General features: G+C 71.9%; 28 protein-coding genes. 19 read left to right on the forward strand and 9 right to left on the reverse strand.

Features of this window, described 5'->3' with window-relative positions; all coding sequences use genetic code 11:
- Nucleotides 1-135: 135 nt before the first annotated feature.
- From ACQPZF_RS09315 to ACQPZF_RS09365, 11 genes are all read left to right on the forward strand, one after another.
- The gene (locus ACQPZF_RS09315; protein ID WP_433270278.1) at nucleotides 136-1,323 is read left to right on the forward strand and encodes an acetoin utilization protein AcuC; all 1,188 of its coding nucleotides are present in this window, start codon (nucleotides 136-138) and stop codon (nucleotides 1,321-1,323) included.
- Between the two features lie 2 nt (nucleotides 1,324-1,325).
- Entirely contained in the window at nucleotides 1,326-3,983 is a 2,658-nt protein-coding gene (locus ACQPZF_RS09320; RefSeq protein ID WP_433270280.1) for a GNAT family N-acetyltransferase, read from the forward strand.
- Nucleotides 3,984-4,129: 146 nt separating this feature from the next.
- The gene (locus ACQPZF_RS09325) at nucleotides 4,130-4,951 is read left to right on the forward strand and encodes a glutamate ABC transporter substrate-binding protein (RefSeq protein WP_433270282.1); all 822 of its coding nucleotides are present in this window, start codon (nucleotides 4,130-4,132) and stop codon (nucleotides 4,949-4,951) included.
- Between the two features lie 58 nt (nucleotides 4,952-5,009).
- A complete protein-coding gene (locus ACQPZF_RS09330) occupies nucleotides 5,010-5,786 on the forward strand; it encodes a GntR family transcriptional regulator (RefSeq protein WP_433270283.1) in 777 nt (258 codons plus the stop codon).
- A 143-nt stretch (nucleotides 5,787-5,929) separates the two neighbouring features.
- Entirely contained in the window at nucleotides 5,930-7,048 is a 1,119-nt protein-coding gene (locus ACQPZF_RS09335) for a TIGR03364 family FAD-dependent oxidoreductase (protein WP_433270285.1), read from the forward strand.
- Nucleotides 7,045-7,692 (forward strand): phosphonatase-like hydrolase, encoded by a 648-nt coding sequence (locus tag ACQPZF_RS09340; RefSeq protein ID WP_433270287.1) that lies wholly within the window; start codon nucleotides 7,045-7,047, stop codon nucleotides 7,690-7,692. The genes ACQPZF_RS09335 and ACQPZF_RS09340 overlap by 4 nt, the downstream gene beginning before the upstream one ends.
- 4 nt (nucleotides 7,693-7,696) lie before the next feature.
- The gene (locus tag ACQPZF_RS09345) at nucleotides 7,697-8,701 is read left to right on the forward strand and encodes a 2-aminoethylphosphonate ABC transporter substrate-binding protein (RefSeq protein ID WP_433270289.1); all 1,005 of its coding nucleotides are present in this window, start codon (nucleotides 7,697-7,699) and stop codon (nucleotides 8,699-8,701) included.
- Nucleotides 8,698-9,741, forward strand: coding sequence for an ABC transporter ATP-binding protein (locus ACQPZF_RS09350; RefSeq protein WP_433270291.1), 1,044 nt, complete (start codon nucleotides 8,698-8,700; stop codon nucleotides 9,739-9,741). Before ACQPZF_RS09345 ends, ACQPZF_RS09350 begins: the two co-directional genes overlap by 4 nt.
- The gene (locus tag ACQPZF_RS09355) at nucleotides 9,741-10,559 is read left to right on the forward strand and encodes a 2-aminoethylphosphonate ABC transporter permease subunit (protein ID WP_433270293.1); all 819 of its coding nucleotides are present in this window, start codon (nucleotides 9,741-9,743) and stop codon (nucleotides 10,557-10,559) included. Before ACQPZF_RS09350 ends, ACQPZF_RS09355 begins: the two co-directional genes overlap by 1 nt.
- A complete protein-coding gene (locus ACQPZF_RS09360; protein ID WP_433270294.1) occupies nucleotides 10,537-11,334 on the forward strand; it encodes an ABC transporter permease in 798 nt (265 codons plus the stop codon). Before ACQPZF_RS09355 ends, ACQPZF_RS09360 begins: the two co-directional genes overlap by 23 nt.
- 123 nt (nucleotides 11,335-11,457) lie before the next feature.
- The gene (locus ACQPZF_RS09365; RefSeq protein ID WP_433270296.1) at nucleotides 11,458-11,784 is read left to right on the forward strand and encodes a hypothetical protein; all 327 of its coding nucleotides are present in this window, start codon (nucleotides 11,458-11,460) and stop codon (nucleotides 11,782-11,784) included.
- 73 nt (nucleotides 11,785-11,857) lie between these two features.
- Here ACQPZF_RS09365 and ACQPZF_RS09370 read toward each other — a convergent pair whose 3' ends face one another.
- The 5 genes from ACQPZF_RS09370 to ACQPZF_RS09390 all read right to left on the reverse strand — a co-directional run bounded on the left by ACQPZF_RS09370 (nucleotide 11,858) and on the right by ACQPZF_RS09390 (nucleotide 16,085).
- Nucleotides 11,858-12,352 carry a hypothetical protein gene (locus tag ACQPZF_RS09370; RefSeq protein WP_433270298.1) on the reverse strand — a complete coding sequence of 165 codons (495 nt, stop codon included), beginning with the start codon at nucleotides 12,350-12,352 and terminating at the stop codon, nucleotides 11,858-11,860.
- Nucleotides 12,352-12,936, reverse strand: coding sequence for a hypothetical protein (locus tag ACQPZF_RS09375; RefSeq protein ID WP_433270300.1), 585 nt, complete (start codon nucleotides 12,934-12,936; stop codon nucleotides 12,352-12,354). The genes ACQPZF_RS09370 and ACQPZF_RS09375 overlap by 1 nt, the downstream gene beginning before the upstream one ends.
- A 60-nt stretch (nucleotides 12,937-12,996) precedes the next feature.
- Complete coding sequence (locus ACQPZF_RS09380) at nucleotides 12,997-14,151, reverse strand: RtcB family protein (RefSeq protein ID WP_433270302.1); 1,155 nt, start codon at nucleotides 14,149-14,151, stop codon at nucleotides 12,997-12,999.
- Nucleotides 14,152-14,319: 168 nt separating this feature from the next.
- On the reverse strand, nucleotides 14,320-15,123 hold the full coding sequence (locus tag ACQPZF_RS09385; RefSeq protein ID WP_433270304.1) for an ABC transporter permease: 804 nt from the start codon (nucleotides 15,121-15,123) through the stop codon (nucleotides 14,320-14,322).
- Nucleotides 15,120-16,085: an ATP-binding cassette domain-containing protein gene (locus ACQPZF_RS09390; protein ID WP_433270306.1), complete on the reverse strand. Its 966-nt coding sequence runs from the start codon at nucleotides 16,083-16,085 to the stop codon at nucleotides 15,120-15,122. The genes ACQPZF_RS09385 and ACQPZF_RS09390 overlap by 4 nt, the downstream gene beginning before the upstream one ends.
- Before the next feature lie 226 nt (nucleotides 16,086-16,311).
- Here ACQPZF_RS09390 and ACQPZF_RS09395 point away from each other — a divergent pair, with 226 nt between their 5' ends.
- Nucleotides 16,312-16,701, forward strand: a complete 390-nt coding sequence (locus tag ACQPZF_RS09395) for a GNAT family N-acetyltransferase (RefSeq protein WP_433270308.1) — start codon at nucleotides 16,312-16,314, stop codon at nucleotides 16,699-16,701.
- On the opposite strand, the gene ACQPZF_RS09400 is transcribed toward ACQPZF_RS09395, so the two are convergent.
- Both ACQPZF_RS09400 and ACQPZF_RS09405 read right to left on the reverse strand, forming a co-directional pair.
- A complete protein-coding gene (locus tag ACQPZF_RS09400) occupies nucleotides 16,678-17,412 on the reverse strand; it encodes an HNH endonuclease (RefSeq protein ID WP_433270310.1) in 735 nt (244 codons plus the stop codon). The genes ACQPZF_RS09395 and ACQPZF_RS09400 overlap by 24 nt on opposite strands.
- Entirely contained in the window at nucleotides 17,409-18,758 is a 1,350-nt protein-coding gene (locus ACQPZF_RS09405; protein ID WP_433270312.1) for an AAA family ATPase, read from the reverse strand. The genes ACQPZF_RS09400 and ACQPZF_RS09405 overlap by 4 nt, the downstream gene beginning before the upstream one ends.
- A gap of 229 nt (nucleotides 18,759-18,987) precedes the next feature.
- Between ACQPZF_RS09405 and ACQPZF_RS09410 the strand changes: the two genes are divergently transcribed.
- Complete coding sequence (locus tag ACQPZF_RS09410) at nucleotides 18,988-19,842, forward strand: helix-turn-helix domain-containing protein (RefSeq protein WP_433270314.1); 855 nt, start codon at nucleotides 18,988-18,990, stop codon at nucleotides 19,840-19,842.
- Nucleotides 19,839-20,015 (forward strand): DUF397 domain-containing protein, encoded by a 177-nt coding sequence (locus ACQPZF_RS09415; RefSeq protein ID WP_433270316.1) that lies wholly within the window; start codon nucleotides 19,839-19,841, stop codon nucleotides 20,013-20,015. The genes ACQPZF_RS09410 and ACQPZF_RS09415 overlap by 4 nt, the downstream gene beginning before the upstream one ends.
- On the opposite strand, the gene ACQPZF_RS09420 is transcribed toward ACQPZF_RS09415, so the two are convergent.
- Nucleotides 19,993-21,126, reverse strand: a complete 1,134-nt coding sequence (locus tag ACQPZF_RS09420; protein WP_433270318.1) for a sensor histidine kinase — start codon at nucleotides 21,124-21,126, stop codon at nucleotides 19,993-19,995. The two genes, ACQPZF_RS09415 and ACQPZF_RS09420, sit on opposite strands and share 23 nt — an antisense overlap.
- Nucleotides 21,123-21,776, reverse strand: a complete 654-nt coding sequence (locus ACQPZF_RS09425; protein ID WP_433270320.1) for a response regulator transcription factor — start codon at nucleotides 21,774-21,776, stop codon at nucleotides 21,123-21,125. Before ACQPZF_RS09425 ends, ACQPZF_RS09420 begins: the two co-directional genes overlap by 4 nt.
- A 114-nt stretch (nucleotides 21,777-21,890) precedes the next feature.
- On the opposite strand from ACQPZF_RS09425, the gene ACQPZF_RS09430 reads away from it, so the two are divergent.
- The 5 genes from ACQPZF_RS09430 (at nucleotide 21,891) to ACQPZF_RS09450 (ending at nucleotide 26,488) form a co-directional block, all read left to right on the forward strand.
- Nucleotides 21,891-22,352, forward strand: a complete 462-nt coding sequence (locus ACQPZF_RS09430; protein ID WP_433270322.1) for a hypothetical protein — start codon at nucleotides 21,891-21,893, stop codon at nucleotides 22,350-22,352.
- Complete coding sequence (locus ACQPZF_RS09435; RefSeq protein WP_433270324.1) at nucleotides 22,349-23,404, forward strand: peptidoglycan-binding protein; 1,056 nt, start codon at nucleotides 22,349-22,351, stop codon at nucleotides 23,402-23,404. Before ACQPZF_RS09430 ends, ACQPZF_RS09435 begins: the two co-directional genes overlap by 4 nt.
- On the forward strand, nucleotides 23,401-24,063 hold the full coding sequence (locus tag ACQPZF_RS09440) for an ABC transporter ATP-binding protein (RefSeq protein ID WP_433270326.1): 663 nt from the start codon (nucleotides 23,401-23,403) through the stop codon (nucleotides 24,061-24,063). The genes ACQPZF_RS09435 and ACQPZF_RS09440 overlap by 4 nt, the downstream gene beginning before the upstream one ends.
- Before the next feature lie 46 nt (nucleotides 24,064-24,109).
- Nucleotides 24,110-25,303, forward strand: coding sequence for an ABC transporter permease (locus ACQPZF_RS09445; RefSeq protein WP_433274498.1), 1,194 nt, complete (start codon nucleotides 24,110-24,112; stop codon nucleotides 25,301-25,303).
- Between the two features lie 207 nt (nucleotides 25,304-25,510).
- On the forward strand, nucleotides 25,511-26,488 hold the full coding sequence (locus ACQPZF_RS09450) for a TerC family protein (protein WP_433270328.1): 978 nt from the start codon (nucleotides 25,511-25,513) through the stop codon (nucleotides 26,486-26,488).
- Nucleotides 26,489-26,490: the final 2 nt, after the last annotated feature.

A 26,490-nucleotide genomic window follows, 5' to 3' on the forward strand; every position in this document is an offset into this window, starting at 1 on the left:
GGTTCCATCCTCGATGGCCGCAATCCTGGCCCGCCTCGTCCCGGCAGACTCTAAGACCTGCCGTGGCGGCGTCATGCGCGCATCCACCAACCTGTGATCACACCGCCCGGTGTGAGGTGGGTTAGGTTGCCGGGCATGGGCGTCGAAACCGGCAGGACGGCCGCGGTTGTCTGGGATGAGTCCTTCCTCGGGTACGACCTGGGTGGGGACCACCCGCTCAACCCCGTCCGGCTGGACCTCACGATCCGGTTGGCGAGCGCGTTGGGTGTGCTGGACGGCGTGGAGCTGGTCGTGCCGGAACCCGCGTCGGACGCCGAGATCGAACGGGTCCACGAGCCGTCCTACCTGTCCGCCGTGCAGGCCGCGCCGATGGCCGGCTGGGACGTCGGGCACGGGCTGGGCACCGCCGACAACCCGGTGTTCGAGCGGATGCACGAGGCGTCCGCGCTGGTCGTGGGCGGTTCGCTGGCCGCCGCCAGGCAGATCGCGTCCGGTGCGGCGCGGCGGGCGGTGAGCATCGCGGGTGGTCTGCACCACGCCATGCGGGACCACGCGGCCGGGTTCTGCGTCTACAACGACTGCTCGGTGGCGATCTCGTGGCTGTTGGACAACGGGTTCGACCGGATCGCCTACATCGACTCCGACGTGCACCACGGCGACGGCGTGCAGGACGCGTTCTACGACGACCCCCGCGTGCTCACCGTGTCGCTGCACCAGAGTCCGCTGAGCCTGTGGCCGGGCACCGGGCGTCCGTCCGAACTGGGCGGTCGGGGCGCGGAGGGCACGGCGGTGAACGTCGCCCTGCCGCCGGGCACGCGCGACCCCGAGTGGCTGCGGGCGTTCCACGCCGTGGTGCCGTCGCTGCTGCGGGCGTTCCGGCCGCAGATCCTGGTCACCCAGTGCGGTGTGGACACCCACCGCGAGGACCCGCTGGCCGATCTGGCGCTGACCGTGGACGGGCACCGCGAGATCTACCGGACGCTGCGGTCGCTGGCCGAGGAGATCACCGACGGCCGGTGGCTCGCGCTGGGCGGCGGCGGGTACGAGCTGCTGCGCGTGGTGCCCCGGTCCTGGACGCACCTGCTGGCGACCGTGCTGGACCGGGACGTCGATCCCGCCACCCGGCTGCCCGCCGACTGGGTGGCGCACGCGTCCGGCCGCGCGCCGGACTGGCCGCTGCCGTCGACCATGTCCGACGACGCCGACGTGGCGTTCGAGCCGTGGGGCGGTGACGCGCGGACGCCGCTGGACGTGGCCGTGCGGGACACGCGGCGCGCGGTGTTCCCCCTGCACGGTCTGGACCCCGACGACCCGAGGGACTAGCGGTGGACCCCTACGACTACCCCCGGCACTGGGAGGCCGACGTCGTGCTCAGCGACGGCGGCACCGTCCACTTGCGCCCGATCACCCCGGACGACGCGGAGAAGCTGCTCGCGTTCCACGGACGGCTGTCCGAGCGCACCCGGTACTTCCGCTACTTCGGGCCGTACCCCCGGATGCCCCGGCGGGACGTCGAACGCTTCACCACCGTCGACCACGCCGACCGGGTGGCGTTCACCGCGCTGCTCGGCGACGACATCGTGGCGGTCGGCCGCTACGACCGGCTGGCCGGCGGCGGGTCGGCCGAGGTGGCGTTCGTCGTGGAGGACGCGCACCAGGGGCGCGGCCTGGGCTCGATCCTGCTGGAGCACCTGGCGGCGGCGGCCCGCGAGCGCGGGCTGAGCCGGTTCACCGCCGAGGTGCTCGCGGAGAACGGCAAGATGGTGCGGGTCTTCCGGGACGCGGGCTACTCGGTGAGCCGGGCGTTCGAGGAAGGCGTGCTGCACCTGGAGTTCGACATCGACCCGACCGAGGAGTCGGTGGCGGTGGCCCGCGCCCGCGAGCAGGCGGCCGAGGCGCGCAGCGTGCACAACCTGCTGCACCCCAAGTCGATCGCGGTGATCGGCGCGTCGACCGACCACACCAAGATCGGCCACGCGGTGCTGGCGAACCTGCTGGCGGGCGACTTCCACGGGCCGGTGTACCCGGTGAACGCCGAGCACCGGTCGGTGCGCGGGGTGCGGGCCTACCCGTCGGTGCTGGAGATCCCGGACGACGTGGACCTCGCCGTGGTCGCGGTGCCCGCGGCGAGCGTGGACGAGGTGATGGACGCCTGCCTGGCCAAGGGCGTGAAGGCGCTGGTGGTGGTGACGTCCGGGTTCGGCGAGACCGGGCCGGGCGGGCTGAGCGCGGAACGCCGGCTGGCCGCCGAAGCACGGGCGCACGGCATGCGGGTGGTCGGCCCGAACGCGCTGGGCGTGCTGAACACCGACTCCTCCGTCCGCCTCAACGCGACCCTCGCGCCGAAGCTCCCGGCCCGTGGCCGCACCGGCTTCTTCTGCCAGTCCGGCGCGCTGGGCACCGCGATCCTGGCCGCCGCGGCGTCCCGCGGCCTGGGGCTGTCGACGTTCGTCTCGGCGGGCAACCGGGCGGACGTGTCCGGCAACGACCTGTTGCAGTACTGGGAGACCGATCCGGCGACGGACGTCGTCCTGCTGTACCTGGAGTCCTTCGGCAACCCGCGCAAGTTCGCCCGCCTCGCCCGGAGACTGGGCCGCACCAAGCCGATCGTCGCGGTGAAGTCCGGGCGGCACGCGGTCACGCCGGCGCTCGCGGCCACCTCGGTGCCGGTGGACGAGTCGAGCGTGCAGGCGTTGTTCGAGCAGGCGGGCGTGATCCGGGTGGAGTCGCTGGCGCAGCTATTCGACACGGCGCTGCTCCTCGCGCACCAACCGCTGCCGGCCGGGCCGCGGGTCGCGGTGGTGGGCAACTCGACCGCGATCGGCCTGCTGGCCGCCGACACGGCCTTGGCGCAGGGCCTGGAACTCGCGGGCGATCCGGTGGACGTGGGCGCGCAGGCCGGGCCGGAGGCGTTCGCCAAGGCGGTGCAGGACGCATTGCGCAACCCCGACACCGACGCGCTCGTGGTGGTGTTCGTGCCGCCGCTGGCCGTGCCGGGTGCGGCGTTCGCGCGGGCGTTGCGGGACGTGGCCGGGACGAAGCCGATCGTGTCCACGTTCCTGGCGGTGGAAGGCGTGCCGGACGAACTCGCCGTGCCGGGGCCGGGTGGCGCGCCGGGACGTGGCTCCGTGCCGTCGTATCCGAGTCCGGAACGGGCGGTGCTCGCGTTGGCGCGAGCGACCCGTTACGCACGGTGGCGGTCCGCGCCGCAGGGGCGTTTCGTGCGGCCGGAAGGGATCGACGCGCCCGCCGCGCAGGAGCTGGTCGAGTCGCTGCGGCTGGACGAGACCGGCGAGCAGCACGTGGACGACGACACCGCGGTGCGCCTGTTGGCGTGCTACGGCGTGGAACTCGTGCCGTTCCGCGTGGTCTCGTCGGCGGACGAGGCCGTGGCCGCCGCGTCGGAGTTGGGCTACCCGGTGGCGATGAAGGCCACCGATGAACGGCTGCGCCACCGCACCGATCTGGTAGGGGTGCGGTTGGACCTCACGGGCGACGACGCCGTCCGAACGGCCTACGGGATGTTGGCCGGAATGTCCGAACGGGCCGATGTGTACGTGCAGCGCATGGCGCCCAAGGGAATCTCGTGCGTGGTAGGACTTCAGGACGATCCGTCGTTCGGCACGCTGGTCTCGTTCGGTCTGTCCGGAGTGGTCAGTGACCTGCTCGGCGACCGGGCGTACCGCGCCGTCCCGCTCACCGAGACGGACGCGAAGGCGTTGGTGCGCGCGCCGAAGGCCGCTCCGCTGCTGGCCGGCTACCGCGGCGGGGAGTCCGCCGACCTGCAGGCGCTGGAAGACCTGGTGCTGCGGCTGGCCGCGCTCGCCGAGGACCTGCCCGAAGTCCGGGAACTGGCGCTGGAACCGGTGCTCGCCAGCGCGGCGGGCGCGTACGTCAGCAGCGCCAGGGTCACCCTCGGGCCGCCACCGTCCAGACACGACACCGGGCCGCGCCGGCTACGCTCACCCGGCGCACCCCGCTGAGCGCACTGCGTTAGCCGTGTGCCCGCGTCGATGCGAAACCGTCATTCTTAATCGATTCCGGTTGCCCTATCTTCCCCTTGGCTATGGACGGAAACACTGTTGCCGCTTAGGTTCCCGACATCTACGAGGACCCGAAAAGGGGAAGAATGGCACTGGCATCGCTGCGCGCCCTCGTTGCGGCGTGCTCCGCCGCGCTGGTCCTTGCCTCGTGCTCCTCGGGTGACGACACGACCGTCCTCGGGAAGGCGAGCGCCAACAAGCTGGTCATCGCCGTGGGCTACGACCAGCCCGGCCTGGGCGTGCGGCGGCTGGACGGCGTGTTCAAGGGCTTCGACGTCGACGTGGCGCGGTACGTGGCCAAGGAGCTGGGCGCGGACGACGTCTCGTTCGTGGAGGCCACGCCGTCCCAGCGGGAGAAGCTGCTCACCGAGGGCAAGGCGGACCTGGTCGTCTCCACGTACTCGATCACCGACAAGCGCAAGGAGGTGATCGACTTCGTCGGGCCGTACTTCGTGGCGGGCCAGGACCTGCTGGTCAGGCTCACCGACACGGAGATCACCGGCCCGGAGTCGCTGACCGCCGGCGTCAAGCTGTGCTCGGTGGAGAACACGACCTCGGCGCAGTACGTCAAGGACCAGTTCGCCCAAGCCGTGCAACTGGTGAATTACCCGAACTTCAGCGACTGCGTCACCGCCCTGCTTGCCGAGCAAGTGGACGCGATGACGACCGACGACGTGATCCTCGCGGGCTACGCGGCGCAGAACCCGGAGCTGCTGAAGGTGGTCGGGAAGCCGTTCAGCAAGGAGGAGTACGGCATCGGGATGCGGCGCGGCGACGCGGCCGGCAAGGCGAAGGTGACCGCCGCCGTTCAGAAGATGATCGACTCCGGCGAGTGGCGCAAGTCGCTGGAGTCGAACGTCGGCCAGTCGGGCTACGTGATCCCCGAACCGCCCAAGATCGTCCCGTGAGGCGCGACCCACCCCGATAGCGGTCTGACCGGCGCGTTCGAGGTCGTAGGCTCGTCGGGTGCCAGCTTCGCATTTCGTCCCCCAGTACCGCGCGGACGGACCGGTCCGCGCCGGTATCCCCGAGCACGGCCGGATACCGCGCTACTACGCGGTGAAGACCGAGCTGCTGTGGCTCGTCGAGGCGCTGGGGGAGGGCGCGGCGCTGCCGTCCGAGCGGGAACTCGCCGAGCGGTACTCGGTGTCCCGCGTGACCCTGCGGCAGGCGGTGGGTGAGCTGGTGCTGGAGGGCAAGCTCCAGCGCCGGCAGGGCAGCGGCACCTACGTCGCGCCGCCGAAGCTGGTGCAGCCGCTGTCGCTGGTGAGCTACACGGAGGGCATGCGGCGGCAGGGCGTCGACCCGGCGCGCAGCGTGATCACCGTCGAGCACCTGCCGGCCGACGAGGTGCTGGCGCGCGACCTGCGGGTGACGCGCGGGGACCGGATGATCCACCTGGAGCGCGTGCTGCTGGCGGACGACGAGCGGGTGGGGCTGGAGTCGACCTACCTCGCCGAGGCGCGCTTCCCGACGTTGCTGGACGTGTTCGACCCGACCACCTCGCTCTACGGGTGCCTGACCGACCAACTGGGCGTGGAGTTCCACGAGGCCGAGGAGCGGGTGGAGACGGTGCTGGCGACGCCGCGCGAGGCGTTGCTGATCGGCACGAACCCCGCGCTGCCGATGCTGCTGCTGCACCGGGTGTCGTTCGACAACGACGGCACGCCCATCGAGCGGGTGCGGTCGCTGTTCCGGGGCGACCGGTTCAGCTTCGTCGCACGCCTCCGTGCGGACGTCTAGCTTCCGCCCTCCGGCCTAACACCGTGTCGCTCCAGGTGACACTTCATAACGGTACGGTAACCCATCTAGTCCACATCTCAAGTTCACCTTCGTGTCGCTGAGGGGACATGGCCGGTTCGTCCCGGCCACGCACCGTTCGCGGCGTGCGAGTGCTCATAGTCGGTGGTGGCGTGCTCGGGACCATGCACGCCTGGCAGGCCGTGGAACGCGGCCACGAAGTGGTCCAGTTGGAACGGGAACCCGAGGCCCGAGGAGCCTCGGTGCGCAACTTCGGCCTGGTCTGGGTCGGCGGGCGCGCGGCGGGCGCGGAACTGGACGCCGCCCTGCGCGCCCGCGAGCTGTGGGAGCGGATCGGGGAGCGGGCGCCGTCGCTCGGGTTCCGGGCCAACGGCTCGCTGACCGTGCTGTGGACGCCGCTGGAGCTGGCGGTAGCCGAGGAGGCGGTGGCCCGCGCGGACGCCGCCGGGCGTGGCCTGAAGCTGCTCGACGCGGCCGAGGCGCGCGCGGTGAACCCGGCGGTGCGTGGCGACCTGCTGGGTGCGCTGTGGTGCACGCTGGACGCGGCCGTCGAGCCTCGGACGGCTCAGCCGGCGCTGCGGGCCTTCCTGGAGGCGACCGGTCGGTACACGTGGCTGCCCGGACGCGAGGCGCGTTCGGCGGGCTCCGGGCGGGTGGTGGACGACCAGGGCGTCGAGCACCGGGGCGACGTGGTGGTCCTGTGCACCGGCGCGTCGCTCGGCGGGCTGGTCCGCGAGCTGACCGGCGACGTGCCGGTGCGCCGGGTGCGGCTGCAGATGATGCAGACCGAGCCGTTGGACGAGCCGCTGACCACGTCCGTCGCGGACGGCGACAGCCTGCGCTACTACCCGGCGTACCGGGGCGCGGCGCTGGACGCGTTGAACCGCGAGCAGCCGCAGCTTGCGGTGGCCCGTGAACACGCCATGCAGCTACTGGTGGTCCAGCGGCTCGACGGCGGGCTGACCATCGGCGACACGCACGGCTACGACGAGCCGTTCCCGTTCGACACCGCGGACGCGCCGTACGAGCACCTGGCGCGGGTCGCCGAGCGGATTCTCGGCCGGCCGCTGCCGCGGGTCGCCCGCCGCTGGGCCGGTGTCTACGCGCAGTGCCGGGACACCACGCGGGTCGTGCACCGCTCGCAGGTCGAGCCGGGGGTGTGGCTGGTGACCGGGCCCGGCGGGCGCGGCATGACGTGCTCGCCCGCCATCGCGTCCGACACGGCCGACGAGGTGGGCCTGTGATCTCCCTGGCGGTGCTCGACATGGCCGGCACGACCGTGCTGGACGACGGGCTGGTGGAACGGGCGTTCCGGCAGGCGCTGCCGGGCGCGACGCCCGCGATGGTGGACCACGTCCGCGCCACCATGGGGCAGTCCAAGATCGTGGTGTTCCGGGAGCTGCTGCACGACGAGACGGCGGCGCAGCGGGCCAACACGGCGTTCGAAGAGGCCTACGCCGCGCTGGTCGCCGAGGGTCACTGCACGCCCGTGCCCGGCGCGGCCGACGTGATCGCGGACCTTCGCACGAGGGGCGTGAAGGTCGCCTTCAGCACCGGGTTCTCCCGCACCACCCAGCACGTCATCCTGTCCGCCCTCGGCTGGACCGACCTGGCGGACTTCACGACCACCCCGGCCGAAGCCGGACGGGGCAGGCCGTACCCGGACATGGTGCTCGCCGCCGTGCTCGGGCTCGGCCTGGCCGACGTCCGCGAGGTCGCGGTCGTCGGCGACACACCTTCCGACGTCCTGTCCGGCCTGCGCTCGGGCGCCCGCGTCGTCGCGGGCGTGCTGACCGGCGCGGGCTCGCGCGCCGAGCTGGCCGCGGCGGGTGCGACGCACGTCCTCGACTCGGTCCTCGACCTCCCCGCCGTCCTCGAAGGGTTCTGACGACATGCTGCGCAAGGTTCTCGCTGTCGGGTTGCTGCTGCTCACCGCCGCGTGCGGCGGGACGGCGGGCGGCAGCGCCGACGGCGACCAGACCGTCACCGTCTACACCGTCGACGGCCTCGCGAACTGGTACGGCAAGCGCGCCGAGGAGTTCCGGGCCAGGACCGGCATCACCGTGCGGCTGGTGGAGAGCGGCTCCGGCGAGGTGGTCACCCGTGCCGAGCGGGAGAAGGCCAACCCGCAGGCCGACGTGCTGGTGACGCTGCCGCCGTTCATCCAGCGCGCCGCCAACGCCGGGCTGCTGGCCGACTACACGCCCGCCGACGCGGACAAGGTCGCCGACCGCACCGGCCAGTACACCCCGATCGTCAACAACTACCTGAACTTCATCTACAACCCCGAGCTCACGACGCCCGCGCCCACGTCGTGGCAGGACCTGCTCGACCCGCGCTTCAAGGGCAAGCTCCAGTACTCCACGCCCGGCCAGGCCGGGGACGGCACGGCGGTCCTGTTGCAGCTCAAGCACGTCTACGGCGACCAGGGCGCGCTGGACTACCTGGCCAAGCTGGAGGCCAACAACGTCGGCCCGTCCTCGTCCACCGGCAAGCTCCAGCCGAAGGTGTCCAAGGGCGAGATCCTGGTGGCCAACGGCGACCTCCAGATGAACCTCGCCTCGATCCGGGACGACAAGTCCGAGTTCGAGGTGTTCTTCCCCGCCGACGACGAGGGCGTGCGCTCGACGTTCGCCATCCCGTACTTCGCCGGGCTGGCCGCCGGCGCGCCGCACTCGGAGAACGGCCGGAAGTTCCTGGACTTCCTGCTGTCCTCCGACGTGCAGAAGACGATCGCCGCGGACGCGTCGGGGCAGGCCACCCGGTCGGACGTGCCCGCGGAGGGGCGGATCTCCGAGCTGCTGCGCGGTGTCGAGGTGTGGCAGCCGGACTGGTCGGCCGTGGTCGCGACGCTGGACGCCGACATCGCCGCGTACACCAAGGCGGTCGGGCGATGACGTCGGCCGTCGAGCTGCGTGCCGTGACCGTCCACTTCGGACGGACCGTCGCGCTGCACGGGCTGGACCTGGCGGTGGCGCCGGGGGAGACCCTGGCGCTGCTCGGCCCGTCCGGCTCGGGCAAGTCGACCGCGCTGAAGGCCGTGGCCGGGTTCCTCCGGCCCACGGCCGGCCGGGTGCTGCTGGGCGGGCGGGACGTGACGGACCTGCCGCCGAACCGGCGCGGCCTCGGGGTGGTGGTGCAGAGCTACGCGTTGTTCCCGCACATGAAGGTGTCCGACAACGTGGCGTTCGGGCTGCGCGCCCGGCGGATGCCGCGCCGGCTCGCCGCCGAACGGGTGGACGAGGTGCTGTCGCTGGTCGGGATGGCCGGGTTCCGCGACCGGTACCCGCGCCAGCTTTCCGGCGGCCAGCAGCAGCGGGTGGCGATCGCGCGGGCGCTGGCGATCCGGCCGCCCGTGCTGCTGCTGGACGAGCCGCTGTCGGCGCTGGACGCGGCGCTGCGCGAGGAGATGGTGGCGGAACTGCTCCGGCTGCGGTCGGAGCTGCCCGACACCGCGATCGTCTACGTGACGCACGACCAGGGCGAGGCGTTGGCACTGGCGGACCGGATCGCCGTGCTGCGGGACGCCCGGCTGGTGGAGGTGGGGCCCACCCCGTCGCTCTACCACCGGCCGGCGGAGTCGTTCACCGCGTCGTTCCTGGGCGCGTCGAACCTGCTGCCGGTGGAGGTGGTGGACGCGGAGACGGTGCTGCTGGGCGGGTTGCGGCTGGCCGCGTCGTCCACCGGGCTGCCGCCGGGTGAGGCCCTGGCGCTCGGCGTCCGGCCGCACCGGGTGGGGGTGCGGGAGTACTCCGGGACCGGGCTGGCGGCGCGGCTGGTGGCCGTGCAGTGGCGGGGCACCGGGTACCGGCTCGACCTGGAATTGGAGCTGGGGCACCGGCTGCGGGCGGAGGTGCCCGCGGTGGACGGGCTGTCCGTCGGCTCGCGGGTCGAGGTGTCCATCCCGGACGGTTGTCCGCTGGTCCGGGTGGCGTGATGCGGCGGTTGGCCTGGCTGTTGCCGCCGGTCGCGGTGCTCGTGGTGTTCTTCGGTTATCCGCTCGCCCTGGTGCTGCACCAGTCGTTCGTCACCGACGACGGTGTGGTCGGGCCGGCGAACTGGCAGGCGGTGCTGGCGTCCGCGGAGTTCCAGCGGGCGTTGGGGCGGACGGCGCTGCTGGCGGTCGCGGCGACCGCGGGGTGCCTGGTGCTGGGCGTCTTCCTGGCCCTGGTGATCGCGTTCGCGCCGTTTCCGGGGGTGCGGGCCATCTCGCGGCTGGTGGACGTGGTGCTGGCGTTCCCGTCGTTCCTGATCGCCCTGGCGTTCACGTTCCTGTACGGCAGTGCCGGGGTGTTGAACGCCGCTCTCGGCAACGGGTCGGTGGACTTCCTCTATTCGCCGTGGGGCGTGCTGCTCGCGGAGATCACCTTCTACACGCCGTTCGTGATGCGGCCCGCGTTGGCGGCGTTCAGCCAGATCCCGGGGGCGCAGTTGGACGTGGCGGCGAGCCTGGGCGCGTCGCCGTGGCGGGTGCTGCGACAGGTCGTGCTGCCGGACGCCTTGCCCGCCTTGGCGTCCGGGGCCTGCCTGACTCTGCTGCTGTGCATGAACGAGTTCGGCATCGTGCTGTTCGTCGGGGCGAAGGACGTCATCACGTTGCCGATGCTGGTCTACACCAAGGCGATCGTGACGTTCGACTACCCCGCGGCCTGCGTGGTGGCCGTGGTGAACGTGGTGTTCTCCGGTGTGCTGTACGCAATGCACCGGTGGGTGTTCGCGAAGGGAGCGGGCCGTGCTGCTGTGGACGCGGCGTAGTCGCGCGGTCGTCATCGCGTTGTTCGCGGTGCTGTTCACGGTCGTGGTCGTCGCGCCGTTGGCGATGATCGTGCTGGCTTCGGTGGCCGGGTCGTGGAACGGGGTGCTGCCGTCGGAGCTGACCGGGACGCACCTGGCCTCGGCGGTGCGCGGGGACGCGGTCGCCAGTGCCGTGGTGAGCGCTCAGACGGCGGTGATCGCGGCGTTGGCGGCGGTGGTGCTGGGGACGTGGCTGGCGTTGGGCTCGGAGCGCGCTCCCGGTCCGGTGCGGCGAATCCTGGACGCCGCGGCGCACCTGCCGTTGGCCGTGCCGTCCGTGGTGGTGGGGCTGGGGCTGCTGGTGGCGTTCAGCCGACCCCCGTTGCTGCTCAACGGGACGCGGTGGATCGTGCTGGTGGCGCACCTGGTGATCCTGCTGCCGTTCACGTTCAGCGTGGTGTCGGCGGCCCAGCGCCGGGTCGACCCGCTGTTGGCGGCGGTCGCGGAGAGCCTGGGCGCGTCGGCCCTGCACGTGCTGTGGCGCGTGCGGGTGCCCGTGCTGCTGCCCGCGATGTCCGCGTCCGCGTCACTGGGACTGGCGCTGTCCATGGGCGAAGTCGGCGCGACGATCATGCTGTACCCGCCGGACTGGCGGACGTTGCCGGTGAGCGTGTTCGCGCTGACCGACCGGGGCCAGGTGTTCGCCGCGTCCGCGTCCACCGTGCTGCTGCTGGGGATCACCCTGGCGGGTCTGGTGGCGCTGGGGTCGGTTCGGCTGAAGGCTGCCGAACGTTAGCGAAGCGTTGCGGTGATCCGCCCATTGGCAGGCGTTCCTGCCTGCCCTGGCGGTAGTACCGTTGGTGCTTGGGAAGTGAGTCCTCCTCACCCGCAACGGCGCGGGGGAAGCGGGGGGTGTGCCGTGACGTTCAAAGAGGAGTTCCTGGCGGAACTCGAGGACTGTCTGCGCGGCTACGGCGCCGTGCCGGTCTGCAATCCCGTCGCGCTCGCGGAGTTCATCGACTACGTGCGGCAGTTGCCGGAGGACGACCTCCGGCTGCGCTGCCTGGCGGGGGTGGACCAGGGGTCGGGATCGTTCTGGAACAACCCCGCCGTGTGGTGGGAGCAGGTGCCCCGGTTCGGGGTCGGCGCGCAGGACTGCTCCGGGCTGCTGGACCGGATGCTGGACGAGGCGATCAGCGACGAGATCGACGTCCTGGAGATGGAGATCCGGGAACTTCCCGGCTGAGCGCGGAAATCACCCGTGGTGCACCCGGGTCGCCGGACGCACCACGGGGTGCTCTCCCGTGTTTCCCTGTCTCCTACACCGACAGCAGCCGGTCGAAGAACGAGCGGTAGCGCCGCAGCGCCAGCCTCAGCTCCTCGGTGTCGGCCTGCCCGCCCTGCTGCCACTGCCCCTCCAGCGAACGCTTGTGCTCGGCGAACGTGGTCGCCAGACTCTGGATCACCTGGGCGACCAACTCGTCCGCGCGCTGCACCGCGTCCCGCGGGTCGTCGACGAAGTCGGCTTGGAGGGCCCGCCACTCGCCCTGGTAGCCGTCGGCTTCGTCGGCGGTGAACAAGGGCTCGTCCGCGGACCGCGGCTGTTCGGCCGCGGGCTGTTCGGCCGGAACGTCGCCGGTTTCCGGTTCGTGCACGCCGAGTTCGTCGACGGTCTGCTGGTGCGCGGTCGGTTCCTCGGCGAACGGTTCGTTGTCCCGCGGCTCTCGGTCGTAAGGCTGTTCGTCGTAGCCGGACTGGTCGGTCTGCCGCTTCTCCGGTGGCACGAAGTCCTCCGTGGTGAGCCGTTCGGTCATCACCGCGCTCCTTCCGTGCGGTCCCGGCGGCCGTCGGCGCCGTGGTCCGCGGCGCTGTTGTCCAGCAGGTCCTCGAACAGCGTCCGGTAGTGGACCATCGCGGTGCGCAGGTCCTCGGTGGACGCCTCGCCGCGCTCCTGGCGCTCGGAGATGGTGTGCGCCTCGCGGTAGTGGTCGAGCGTGTTCGCGTGCTCCACGGAGAGCAGCGAAGCCTGCCGCTCGTACCCCTCGGTGGGGTAACCGCGTTCCGCCATCAGGTCGGTGACCAGGCGGTCCGCCTGGGTGACGGCGGTGGTCGGCGCGTCGACGAACTGCTCCTGGATACGCGTCCAGTTCCGCGCGTAGCTCTCGCGCGTCACCGGGGTCAGCGGGCGCAGTTCGAGCTTGGCGTGCTGACGCTCGCGATCGACCAGCTCACGCTCCGCCGCCATCCGATTGTCGTTGCGCTCCAGCGCCCGCTCGTACTCCGGGCCGAACTTCGATTGCAACCTCTTGCGCTGCAACATGAATCGCGACAGCACGGCGATCGCCGCCACGACGACCAGCACGACGACGATGACGCCGATGATGGTGCCGGTGGACATCTTGCCTCCTAGGCTCGGATGTCCACCGGGTTTCCGTTGTCAGGCAGGGACAAACCTCCCCTAGCCCTTGACGCACACCACCTGCTTGAGCCGCGTCACGACCTCCACGAGGTCGCTCTGCCGCGCGATGACCGTGTCGAGATCCTTGTAGGCGCCCGGAATCTCGTCCACCACCCCGACGTCCTTGCGGCACTCGACGCCCGCCGTCTGCGCCGCGAGGTCGTCCGCCGTGAACGTCTTGCGGGCCTTCGTCCGCGACATCCGCCGTCCCGCGCCGTGCGACGCGGACTCGAACGAGTCCGGATTCCCCAAGCCCCGCACGATGTACGAGCCGGTGCCCATCGAACCTGGGATGATCCCCAGCTCACCCCTCCGCGCCCGAATCGCGCCCTTGCGCGTCACCAGGACGTCCTCGCCGAAGTGGTGCTCCTCCGACACGTAGTTGTGGTGGGCGCTGATCGGCTCGTCGAACGTGACGTGCGGGAAGTGCCGCTTCAGCACGCCGGCGACCAGCTCGGTCATGGCCGCCCGGTTCCGCCGGGCGTACTCCTGCGCCCAGTAGAGGTCGTGCCGGTAGGCGGCCATCTCCGGCGTGCCGGCGAGGAACACCGCGAGGTCCGGGTCGGGCAGCTCGGCGTTGTGCGCCAACGTCCGCGCGATCGAGATGTGGTGCTGCGCGAGCTGGTTGCCGATGCCCCGCGAGCCCGAGTGCAGCATCACCCAAACCCGGTCGTCGGTGTCCAGGCAGATCTCCAGGAAGTGGTTGCCACCGCCCAGGGTGCCGACCTGCCGCAGCGCCTTGTCCCGTTGCACGGTCGGCTTGAGGCGGTCGAAGTCGTCCCAGAACGCGTCGGGCGCGACGACCGGCTCCTTGTGCATCGCGAAACCGACCGGGACGGCCGCCTCCAGCGCGGTGCGCAGCGGGTGCAGGCTCGCCGGCAGGTCGTCCGCCGTCAGCGAGGTCTTCACGGCGGTCATGCCGCAGCCGATGTCCACGCCCACCGCCGCCGGAGAGACCGCGTCCTTGAGCGCGATGACCGAGCCGACGGTCGCGCCCAGGCCGTAGTGCACGTCCGGCATCACGGCCACGTGCTTGACGGCCCACGGGAGGGAGGCGATGTTGCGCAACTGCCGCAGGGCCTGCTCCTCGACCTCGGCCGGATCGGCCCACAGGCGGATGTCGACGCGTGCGCCGGAGATCGTGGTAGCGGTCATGGTCCGAAGGCTAAGCCTGCGGTGTTCGGCGCGCGATCCGGGTTTCAGGCCTTGGCGCGGGCCGGTTTCGGAGTTCGGCGCCGGGCCGGTTTCGGGTCTTGGCGCGGGGCCGGTTTCGGGACTCGGCGCGGGGCCGGGCAGGGGTGTGCTGCCCGGCCCCGCGCGGTGCTAGCGGCTGACCGCCTTGCGGTACTGCCGGGTCGCCAGCGGCACGAAGACCGCCAGGAAGATGGCGACCCAGATGAGGGTCATCAGCACCGGGTGCTGGAGGGACCAGACGTCCGGCGGCGGGGAGAGCGGGTTCGTGTTCCCGAACAGTTCCCGCGCCGCCTGGGTGACCGCCGAGACGGGGTTCCACTCGGCGAACGTCTTCAGCACGCCGGGCAGCCTGCTCTCCTGCACGAAGGTGTTCGCGATGAACGTCAGCGGGAAGATCACGATGAAGCTGGCGTTGTTGAACACCTCCGGGCTGCGCACCATGAGGCCCACGATCGCCATGCCCCACGACAGCGCGTAGGCGAACAGCAGCAGCAGCGCGAAGCCCGCCAGCGCCTCGAAGAACGACGAGTGGATGCGCCAGCCGACGAGCAGGCCGGTCAGCGACATCACGATGATGACGATGACGTTGTTCGCCAGGTCGGACGTCGTCCGACCGATCAGCACGGCCGACCGCGCCATCGGCAGCGACCGGAAGCGGTCGATGACGCCCTTCTGGATGTCCTCCGCCAGCCCGCTGCCGGTGATGGTCGCGCCGAACACCACGGTCTGCGCGAAGATGCCCGCCATCAGGAACTCGCGGTAGTCCATGCCGGGGATCGCGATCGACCCGCCGAACACGTACGCGAACAGCAGCACGAACATGATCGGCGACAGCGTCGAGAAGACCAACAGGTCCGGCACGCGCTTGATCTTGATCAGGTTGCGCTTGGCGACGACCGCGCCGTCACCCAGAGCCTGCACGATGGTGCTCATTCCCCCTGCTCCTCCTGCTTCTCCTCGGCCGCGTGTCCGGTCAGCGTGAGGAACACGTCGTCCAGCGTCGGCCTGCGCAGGCCGACGTCGAGCACCTTGATCGCTTCCGCGTCCAGTCGGCGGATGCCGTCGACCAGCACCGCGGAGCCACCGGACACCGGCACGGTCAGCCGGTGGCCGCGCTCGTCCACCACGATCTCGCCGATCGCCAGCGAGCCGAGCACCTCGCGCGCCTTCGCCACGTCCTGCGCCGAGGACACGGACAGCTCCAGCCGCTCGCCGCCGACCTGCGCCTTCAGCTCGTCCGCCGTGCCGAGCGCGATGACGCGGCCGTGGTCGATGACCGCGACCTTGTCCGCCAGGCGGTCGGCCTCCTCCAGGTACTGCGTGGTGAGCAGCAGCGTGGTGCCGCCGGCCACGAGTTCCTCGATCACGTCCCACATGCCCAGCCGGCTGCGCGGGTCCAGGCCCGTGGTCGGCTCGTCCAGGAACAGCACCTTCGGCTTGGCCACCAGCGCGCCCGCCAGGTCGAGCCGCCGCCGCATGCCGCCGGAGTAGCCCTTCACCGGCCGGTCGGCCGCGTCGACCAGGTCGAACCGCTCCAGCAGCTCGCGCGCGCGTTCCCGGCTGCGCTGCTTCCCCAGGTGGTAGAGCCGGCCGACCATGTCCAGGTTCTCGAACCCGGTCAGGTTCTCGTCGACCGCCGCGTACTGGCCGGACAGCCCGATCCGGCGGCGCAGCTCCTTGGCGTCGGCCACGACGTCCAGCCCGGTGACGGTCGCCTTGCCCTCGTCGTGCTCCAACAGGGTGGTGAGCACGCGGACCGTCGTCGTCTTGCCCGCGCCGTTGGGACCGAGCAAGCCCATGATGGTGCCCTCCGGCACCACGAGGTCGAGGCCGTCGAGGGCGACGACCGACCCATAGCGTTTGACCAGTCCCTCGGCCACGATTGCGTCTGCCATGGGGGTCATGATGGACCCGAGGTACGACATTTTCGCCTCAAATATCACCCTGTTAGCCCAGAGCTGACCTCTACCAGCGCGTTTCGTGACCTTTTCGGTGATCGGGCATCCCTCAAGCGGACCACTGTGGACGTCACAAGTTGCGTCGTGAAACAAATCGGTGTGCGCTGCGTGCGTGACGATCCGCCGGGCCTCCACATCGGACCTTCCGACGATCCTGCCTTTGGTGCGGGAGTTCTACGCGGTCGACGGGCACGACTACGACGAGGCACGGGTGACCGCCGCGCTCGGCCCGCTGCTCGCCGACGACCGGCACGGGCAGGTGTGGCTGTTCGACACCGGCTACGCCGTGGTGACCTGGGGCTACTCGCTGGAGTCCGGCGGGCGGGACGCGTTGCTGGACGAGTTCTTCGTGCGCAACCGGGGCGGCGGCGTGGGCGGCAGGGTCCTCGATGCGCTCGTCACGGCCTGCCGGGAGGCCGGGGCGATGAAGATGTTCCTGGAGACCGAGGCCCCGAACGACGCCGCCCGCCGCTTCTACCGGCGGCACGGGTTCGAGGAGGAGGCGTCGACCTGGATGAGCCGGCCGCTGTCAGGCCAGCAACTGGGCCCGTAACTCCCCGTCCCGCAGCACGGCGAGCACCGGTTCGTCCAGCACGCGTGCCGCGCCCGGCGACAGCGCCAGCCGCAGCATCGACTGGCACACGTCCGCGAACGGCTGGCCTTGAACGGTCAGGACGGCGTCGCGCATCTCGTCCGCCGCGCCCCGCGCCCGCCCCGCCGTCCACTTGAGCAGGCTCATCACCACCACGCGGCGCGCCTGCTCGCGGCCCTGCGTCAGCACCGGCCGGTTGAGCCCGCACACGTCGATGGTCGCCTGGCCCTTGGGCGTCAGCGCCACGTACGTGCCCAGCGCCAGGGTGAGCAGCAGGTGCGCGAACGGGTCCTCGGTGGTCGGGTCGACCAGCAGTGGCGTGCCGTCCTCCGCCAGCGGGAACCGGTCCCGCTTCAGGTTGCTGTTGCAGGTCGAGCACGCCAGCAGGTGGTTGAGCCAGTCGAACGTGCGCAACGGGTTGCGGGACAGCGGCTCGTAGTGGTCGATGTCGGTGCCCTGGCTGTCACCGCAGTACATGCACCGCTGGTAGCCGGGGGCCATCTCCTCCAGCAGCCGCCGCAGCGGGGCGTGCACGGACCGCCGCACCGCCGCCCGCTTCCACGCCGCCCGCGCGGCCTTCACGCGGTCCGGCGCGGCGGCGATCTCGTCGGTCAGCGGGGGCAGCCGGGCCGCGACCTCGGCGGGCAGCGGGGTCCGGGCGATCCGGATCATGCGCCGTCCCGCTCGCGCTCCATCCGGGCCAGCACTTCCCGTGCCCGCGCCACGGGTGAGCTGGTCAGCATCCGCTTCAACTGCTCGTACCGGCGCACGGCCCGGTCGCCGGCCGTCCCGCCGATCACCGCGACCTCCAGCGCCACCAGTTCCGCGCGCAGCTTCTCCGCCCGCTCCGAGTAGGGCGTGTCCAGCCCGAACAACTCGGACAGCACGGCGTCGTCGCCGCTGCCGTACACGATCCGCTCGTACAGCCCCTGGTCCACGACCCTCGGCGGCTCGAACTGGTCCGGACCCGGCAGCCGGATCAGCCCGCCCGGGTCGGCCGCCTGGCACAGGTACGGGCTGTGCGTCGTGACGATGAACTGGACGTTCGGGAAGTGCTCCTTGAGCCACCCGCCGATCCGCTTCTGCCACGACACGTGCAGGTGCGCGTCCACCTCGTCGATGATCACCACGCCGGGTGCGGTGAGCGCGAGGCCGCTGGGCGTCGGCTCGGTCCGCAGCACCCCGTACGACTCGTAGATCTGCTTGATCAGGTCGACCACCAGGGCCGCGACGGTCCGGTAGCCGTCGCTCATCTCCCGCAGCGGGAACCGGTGGCCGCCGCTGTCCACCCACAGGCCGTCGGAGTCCACGCCCTCGATGCGGTAGTCGTCCGGCAGCAGGCCGTCGGACAGGATGGCCAGCGCGACCGCCTTCAGCTCCTCCGCGCCGTGCCTGCGCTCCAGCGACCGCAGGTGCTGCTCGATCAGCCAGCCGACGCCCTCCGCCAGCGAGGCGTCCTCGTGGAACAGGGTCGCGAGCCGGGACACCGGCCCGGAGTTCGACATCAGCCGCTGGGCGTCCGGCGTGCCGCCGACCATCCGCCGGAACGGCCCGTAGGCGGCGCAGAACCAGCCGGCGGGGTTGTCCTGCCACGGCCCGCGGGTGGCGGCGGTCTTGCTGCCCTCCAGCTTCTCCTTCAGCGACGGCTGGAGGCCGCGCAGCCCGCGGTAGCCGGGCCGGTCCTCCTCGGGCATCGTCCAGACCAGGCCCGCCCACAGCTCGCCGGACGGCCGCCGGCCCTTGCCCGACCACCGCTCGGCGTGCTCGTCCTGGGTGAACCGGACCTGGGCCACGGCCTCGCGCTGGCCGGCGGTCACCCAGTTCTCGAAGTCCGGCACAAGGTTGCGGGCCACCGCCGGGCCGCCGAGCGCCAGCGCGATCGCGTGCAGCAGGGACGTCTTGCCGGAGCCGTTGCGCCCCGCGATCACCGTCCAGCCCGGCGCGGTGAGCTTCAGGTCCACTTCCCGGGCGCCGTGGAAACCCTTGATGTTCCGCAGCCGGACCTGCGAGATGTACATGCGGCCGACTGTAGCCGGGGCGCAGGTGGTAAGCGTGTGTGTCGGGCCGGTGGGGCTGTGCTGCGTGGCGTGTGTCGCGAGTGCCCGGCCCGCGACCGCGCAGCCCCACCGACAGGGCTCATGTTAATGGGGTGCGTATGCACCTTATAAGCGCTCGAACGAGTGAACTGAAATCGGCGTGCGCGCCGACTAGGGTGTTCGCAGTTCTTTTCAGCGAGGAGCGATCCGAATGGCAGCCGTCCAAACCCGACGCAAGCGCAAGCTCGGGCAGTTCCTCAACGCGCTGCGCAAGCGCGCGGGCAAGACCGAGATCGACTACCACGCGCTCACCCGCAAGACCCAGTCGACGCTGTCCCGGATGGAGAACGGCTACATCAGTCCCAGTTGGACCGAGTTGGGCGCGTTGCTCGGGCTCTACGGCGCGACGGACGCCGAGCGGCGCGAGGCGGAAGCCCTGTGGGAGGACGCGAAACAGGACAGCACCAGGTTGGCCAACGCCGCCGCGTACACGCCCGAGGCGCGCACCTACGCGCGCCAGGAGGCGGACGCGACGGAAGTGCGCACCATCGAGATGATCGTGATCCCCGGTCTGCTCCAGACCGCCGCGTACGCCTCCGCCGTGCGCTTGGCGGGCCAGCGTTTCCTGGACCCGTCAGTGCCGGTGGACCAGGCGGTCGCGGCGCTGGCGAGCAGGCAGCGCCGGCTGCCCGGTCTGCGGCTGCACGCGGTGATCGACGAAGCCGCGCTGCACCGGGTCGTGGGTGGACCGGAGGTGATGCTCGCCCAGTTGTCGCACCTGCTGGAGATGGCCAGGCAGACCAACATCACCATCCAGGTGATCCCGTTCGGCGCGGGCGCCTACGGAACCATGTCCGGCGGCGGCGCCACCGCCCTCCGGTTCGACGCCGGCGATCCCTCCTCCGTGTACCTGGAGTACGCCGGTGGAGGCAAGTGGGTGGACAATCCCGCCGATGTGGAGAAGTACCTGCTTCACTTCGAGGACATGGCAGGCGGAGTCGCTCTGTCGCCCAAGGAGTCGGCTTCGCTGATCAGAAAACTGGCAACCGCACTGAAGGAAACATGAACACGACGAAGACGTGGCGTAGAAGCTCGTATTCAGGCGCGGGCAACAACTGCGTGGAGCTGGCAGTCGGCCGCGCGGCCACCGTTGTGCGTGACAGCAAGCGTCCCGGCCCCCGACTCACGTTCGCAGACCGTCCATTCCGCGCCTTCCTCACGGCACTCCGCCAAACCTGACCACCACCTCCAACCCGCCGCCCGCCCGCGGAGACGCGGTCACCGTGCCCCCGTGGGCGGCGGTTATGGCGCGCACAATGGACAGTCCGAGCCCGAGTCCGCGCTCACCGGTGGTGGTCCGCGTCCGGTCGAGCCTGCGGAACGGGCGGAACAGCCCTTCCACCTCGTAGGGCTGGATCTCCGGACCGGTGTTGGCCACCACCAGCACGCCGTCCCGCGACGCCACCTTCAGCCAGCCGCCCGCGTGGTTGTGCCTGACGGCGTTGTCGACGAGGTTGCGCACCAGCCGTTCCAGCAGCACCGGGTCGCCGGCGACCGTGGCCGGTTCGAGGTCCCGCAGGACCTCGACGTCCACGGCGCCGGCGCCGGACTGCCGGAGCACGTGCCGGGCGATCTCCGCGAGGTCGGCCGGGCTGCGCTCGACCACCTCGGTCTCCGCGTCGGCGAGGGCGAGCAGCCCCTCGATGAGCCGTTCGTGCCGGGCGTTGACCTCCAGCAGCTCCGCGCCCAGCCGCCGCGCGTCGGCGGATGCACCCGGTCGGGTGATCGATACCTCGATCAGGGCGCGTTTGACCGCCAGCGGTGTGCGCATCTCGTGCGAGGCGTCCGCGACGAACCGGCGCTGACCGTCGAACGACCTGTCCAGCCGGTCCAGCATGGCGTTGAAGGTGGCTGCCAGTTCCGCCACCTCGTCCCGGGCCGCCTCGTCGCGTGGAATCCGCTCGTGCAGCCCCTGCCCGGCGGCGATGCGGCGGGCCGTCTCGGTGATCCGGTGCACCGGGTCCAGCGCGCGGCGGGCCACCAGCCAGCCCACCGCCACCGCGATCAGGCCGACGCACACCAGCGCCAGCGCGCCCCTCGTCAGCAGCGAGTCCAGCACCTCGTCCCGGTAGCGCGCCTTGGCCTGGCGGAACGCTTCGAGCAGCTCTTCGGCCGACTGCGTGCCGAGCTTGCGCAGCGCGGCCAGGTCGGGCACGAACTGGGTGCCGCCGCCCTCCAGGCTCTGCCGCACCAGCACGTAGGTGAGGCCGAGCAGCACGGCGCCCGCGAGCGCGAACATGCCCCCGTACCACGCCGTCAGCCGGCCGCGGACGCTCCACCGGCCGATCACGGGATCCGGTATCCCACACCGGGCACGGTCTCGATCACCGGCGGCTCGCCGAGCTTGCGGCGCAGCTTCATCACGGTCACCCGGAGCACGTTGGTGAACGGGTCGATGTGCTCGTCCCACACCTTCTCCAGCAGCGCCTCGGCGGACACCACCGCGCCGTCCGCCCGGACCAGCTCGGCCAGCACCCCGAACTCCTTGTTGGCCAGCGGGACCGGCGTGCCGTCGCGGGCCGCCGCACGCCGGGCCGGGTCGACGTCGATGCCCGCCCGGCGCAGCACCGGCGGCGCGGCCGGCCGCGACCGGCGCAGCAGCGCGTGCACCCGCGCGGACAGCTCCACGAACGCGAACGGCTTGGGCAGGTAGTCGTCCGCGCCCAGGGCCAGCCCCTCCACCCGGTCGCGCACGGCAGCGGCGGCGGTGAGCATCAGCACCCGCGTGTCGCCCCGCTCCACCACCGTGCGGCACACCTCGTCCCCGTGCACGTAAGGGATGTCCCGGTCGAGCACCAGCACGTCGTAGTCGTTGGCCGCCAAGCGTTCCAGCGCGCCCTCGCCGTCGTGCGCGACGTCGACGGCGAACGCCTCGCGGCGCAGCCACTCCACGATCGCGCCCGCCAGCACCTCCTCGTCCTCCACCACCAGGATCCGCATGCCGCCATACTCCGCCACCGGTGCATAACGTCCGCATAAGCAACCTGCTGGTTACGCGCGGGTTATCCCGACCCTGCTCGACTGTCCTCCGTTGTCGATCGGCGAGGAGGGGACATGGAACGAGGAGTCCTGGCGGTGGCGCTGGCGCTGCTGCTCGGTGCGTGCGGGTCCGGCGGGGCGACATCCGCGCCGCCCACGAGCACTGCGGAGAGTCCGGGGGTGGAGTTCGCCCGGTGCATGCGTGACAACGGTGTCGACATGCCCGACCCCGGCCCGGACGACGGCAAGCTGGGCGCGCTGGCCGGCGCCGACCGCGGCAGCCCCGCGTTCAAGGGCGCGATGGACGCGTGCAAGCAGTTCCTGCCCGGCGGCGGTGATCTGTCCAATTTGGACCCACAGGAGATGGACCGCCTGCGGGAGTTCGCGAAGTGCATGCGGGAGAACGGCGTCGACCTGCCCGACCCCGACCCGAGCGGCGGGAAGCTCGGCGGGATGGGGCAGGTCGACCGGTCGAGCCCGGCGTTCCAGGCCGCGGTGGAGGCGTGCGAGGACAAGCTCCCGGAGCTGGTCAGGTGAACCGGCGCGGACGGGTCCTGTGGAGCGCGGGCGCGCTGGTCGCGCTCGGGGCGGGCGGCGTGGCGGCGGTCGGCTTCGGCGGCGGCACGCCGGCGCCGGCCACGGCGGCGAACCTGCCCCCGGCCACGGCGAAGGTGACGTCGACGACCCTGACCAGCACGGAACGCGTCACCGGCACGTTGGATCACGGCCCGGCGACGCCGACGCCGCCCGGCGCGGCCGGCACCGTGACGTGGCTGCCCGCGCGGGGTGCGGTCGTCGGCCGCGGGCAGCCGGTCTACCGGGTGGACGACCGGCCCGTGCCGCTGCTGCTCGGCGCGATCCCGGCGTACCGGACCCTGTCGTCGGGGGTGAGCGGCGCGGATGTCCGACAACTGGAGGAAAACCTGGGAGCGTTGGGCTACACCGGTTTCACCGTCGACACGTCGTTCACCGCCGGCACGGCGACCGCTGTCCGCGCGTGGCAGGAGGCGCTGGGCGTGCCGGCGACGGGCGCCGTGCAGGCGGCCGACGTGGTCGTCGCGCCGGGCGACATCCGGGTGGCCGAGCTGGCGGCGCGGCCGGGTGGCAAGGCGGGCGGCCCCGTGCTCACGTACACCGGGACGACCAAGGTGGTCACGGTCCCGCTGGACGTGGGCAAGCAGCACCTGGTCGCTCCGGGCGTGCCGGCGACGGTGGCGCTCCCGGACGGGAAACCCGTGCCGGGCAAGGTCGAATCGGTGGGCGCCGTGGCGACCGCCGAACCGGCCCAGCCGGGCGCCACCCCGAAGACCACGGTCGACGTCGTCATCTCGGTCGGCGACCAGGCGGCCTTGGGCAACCTGGACTCCGCACCGGTCGACGTGGTGCTGGTGGCCGGCCGCAAGGACGACGTGCTGGCCGTGCCGGTGGGCGCGCTGGTGTCGTTGGGGGAGGGCAGGTACGGCGTGCAGGTGGTGGAGTCCGGCGCCATCCGGCAGGTGCCGGTGGAGACGGGCCTGTTCGCCGACGGCAAGATCGAGGTCGGCGGCGAGGGCATCGCCGAGGGCGTCGAGGTCGGGGTGCCCCGGTGAGCGTGGTGGAGTTGCGTGCGGTGTCCCGCGAGTACCAGGGCGTGCCGGCGCTGCGGGACGTGTCGCTGACCATCGGGCCCGGCGAGCTGGTCGGCATCGTGGGGCCGTCCGGCTCGGGCAAGTCGACCATGCTCAACCTCATCGGCACGCTGGACCGGCCCACCACCGGCTCGGTCCACGTGGCCGGCCACGACGTGGGGTCGCTGTCCGACCGGCGGCTGTCCGCGCTGCGCGCCGGCGTGGTCGGGTTCGTGTTCCAGCAGTTCCACCTCGCCGCCGGTGTGTCCACTGTGGACAATGTGGCGGACGGCCTGCTCTACCGCGGCGTGCCGCTCGCCGAGCGCCGTCGCCGGGCGGCCGGGACGCTGGAGCTGGTCGGCCTCGGCCACCGGCTCGCCCACCGGCCGCACGAGCTGTCCGGCGGCGAGCGGCAGCGGGTGGCCGTCGCGCGGGCCGTCGTGGGCCGTCCCGCGCTGCTGCTGGCGGACGAGCCGACCGGGAACCTGGACTCGCTGTCCGGCGGCGAGGTGCTGGCGTTGTTGCGCTCCCTCAACGAGGACGGGACGACGGTCGTGATCATCACGCACGACCGGGAAGTCGCGGCCGGCCTGCCGCGCCGGGTCGACGTGCGGGACGGGCGGGTGGTCGGCGATGGGTGAGTCGCGCCCCGCCCGGCTGCGGGCGGTCGACGTCTGCGGGTCGGCGATGGGTGAGCTGCGCCCCGCCCGGCTGCGGGCGGTCGACGTGCTGCGGGTCGGCGGAGCCGGGCTGCGGGCCAGGCCGACGCGGGTGGTCCTGTCCGCGCTGGGGATCGCCATCGGGATCGCGGCGATGGTGTCCGTGGTCGGCATCTCCACCTCCAGCCGGGAGGACCTGGACCGGCAGCTCTCCGCGCTGGGCACGAACCTGCTCGCGGTCGGCCCCGGCCAGACCCTGTTCGGCGAGCAGACCCACCTGCCCGCCGAGTCGGTCGGCATGATCGGCCGGATGGAGCCGGTCACCGCCACCACCGCCACCGGCGCGGTGGTCGGCGCGAAGGTGTACCGGAACGACCGCGTCCCGGCGAGCCAGTCCGGCGGCATCGGCGTGCTGGCCGCCCGCACCGACCTGCCCGCGACGGTGGGCGTGACGATGGCGCGCGGCGAGTTCCTCAACGACGCCACGGCGCGCTACCCGGCGGTGGTGCTGGGCGCGAAGGCGGCCGAGCGGCTGGGCGTGGCCGCGCCGGGTGAGCCGGTCCACCTCGGCGGCGGCTGGTTCACCGTGGTGGGCGTGCTGGGACCGGCGCCGCTCGCGCCCGAGCTGGACACCGCCGCGCTGGTCGGGTGGCCGGTGGCGGAACGGGAACTGGGCTTCGACGGCTACCCGACGACGGTGTACGCACGGGCGCGGGAGGACGCGGTGCACGCCGTGCAGGCCCGGCTCGCGGCCACCGCCAACCCCGAACACCCGGACGAGGTCGAGGTGTCGCGGCCGTCGGACGTGCTGGCGGCCAAGCAGGCCACCGACGCGACGCTCAACGCCCTGCTGCTCGGCCTGGGCGCGGTGGCGCTGCTGGTCGGGGGTGTGGGCGTGGCCAACACCATGGTGATCTCCGTGCTGGAACGGCGCGCAGAGATCGGCCTGCGCCGGTCGCTCGGCGCGACCAGGGGCCACGTGCGGGCGCAGTTCCTCGCGGAATCCCTGCTGCTGTCCGGTCTCGGCGGGGTGGGCGGCGCGGTGCTGGGCGTCCTGGTGACCGGCGGCTACGCCCTCTACCAGGGCTGGCCGTCCGTGGTGCCGGCGTGGGCGACCGCGGGCGGGGTGGTGGCGACCGTGGTGATCGGCGTGGTGGCCGGGCTCTACCCGGCGGTGCGCGCGAGTCGGCTGTCGCCCACGGAGGCGCTGGCGACGCCGTAGGCCGCGGGCTCGCGGTCGCCGAAGCCTCGTGCCCCGGCCGACACGAATTCGGTTGGGCGACCGGGATCGTGTGGTTGCATGGGTTGATCGCGCCGTACCGGCCGGACCGGGTGCGGGAGCGCGCTCCGTTGGCGCGGCGGTGGGTCGGGGCGGCAGGTCGAACACCTCCGGCGCGAGCGGTGACCCGGTTCTCGTGAAAGGGCATTGATGCAGCTACCCACGTGGGTGTGGATCGCCACGCTAGGCGGGATCGCGCTGGTGATCGCGCTCGACTTCTACCTGGTGGCCCGGAATCCACGCGACCCGTCGTTCCGCGAGTCGCTGGTGTCGGTGGTGTTCTACGTCGGCCTCGCCGTGCTGTTCGGGCTGGGCGTGTGGGTGTTCGCGGGACCGGCCTTCGGCGGCGAGTTCTTCGCCGGGTGGATCACCGAGTACTCGCTCAGCGTGGACAACCTGTTCGTGTTCGTGCTGATCATGGGCAGGTTCGGGGTGCCGCGCGAGTACCGGCAGAAGGTGCTGATCGTCGGCGTGGTGCTGGCCCTGGTGCTGCGCGCGGTGTTCATCGCGCTCGGCGCCCAGGCGATCGCGCGGTTCGACTGGATGTTCTACCTGTTCGGGGCGTTCCTGATCTTCACGGCGTGGAAGATGTTGCGGCAGCAGGCGTCCGACGGGCCCGAGGTCCCCGAGAACGCGGTGCTCCGCGGGGTCAAGCGCGTGCTGCCCACCAGTTCGTCCTACGAGGGCGCGCGGTTGACGACGGTGGTGCACGGGCGGCGGGTGGTGACGCCGATGCTCATGGTGATGGTCGCGGTCGGCACGACGGACCTGCTGTTCGCGGTCGACTCGATCCCGGCGATCTTCGGCCTGACCCAGGAGGCGTACCTGGTGCTGACGGCCAACGCGTTCGCGCTGATGGGGCTGCGCCAGTTGTTCTTCCTCATCGGCGGGCTGCTGGACCGGCTCGTGCACCTGGCCAAGGGCCTCGCGGTGATCCTGGCGTTCATCGGCGTCAAGCTCATCCTGGAGGCGTTGCACCACCACGGGGTCGGGTGGGCGCCGGAGATCCCGATCCTGCTGTCGCTGGGGGTGATCCTGGTGGTGCTCGTGATCACGACCATCGCGAGTTTGATGGCGTCGCGGTCCGGCACGGCACTCGCCGAGCCGTCGGAGGGCGCCGACTCGTGAGC

It is taken from the genome of Actinosynnema sp. CS-041913 (genome assembly GCF_050942485.1).
Classification (GTDB): domain Bacteria; phylum Actinomycetota; class Actinomycetes; order Mycobacteriales; family Pseudonocardiaceae; genus Actinosynnema.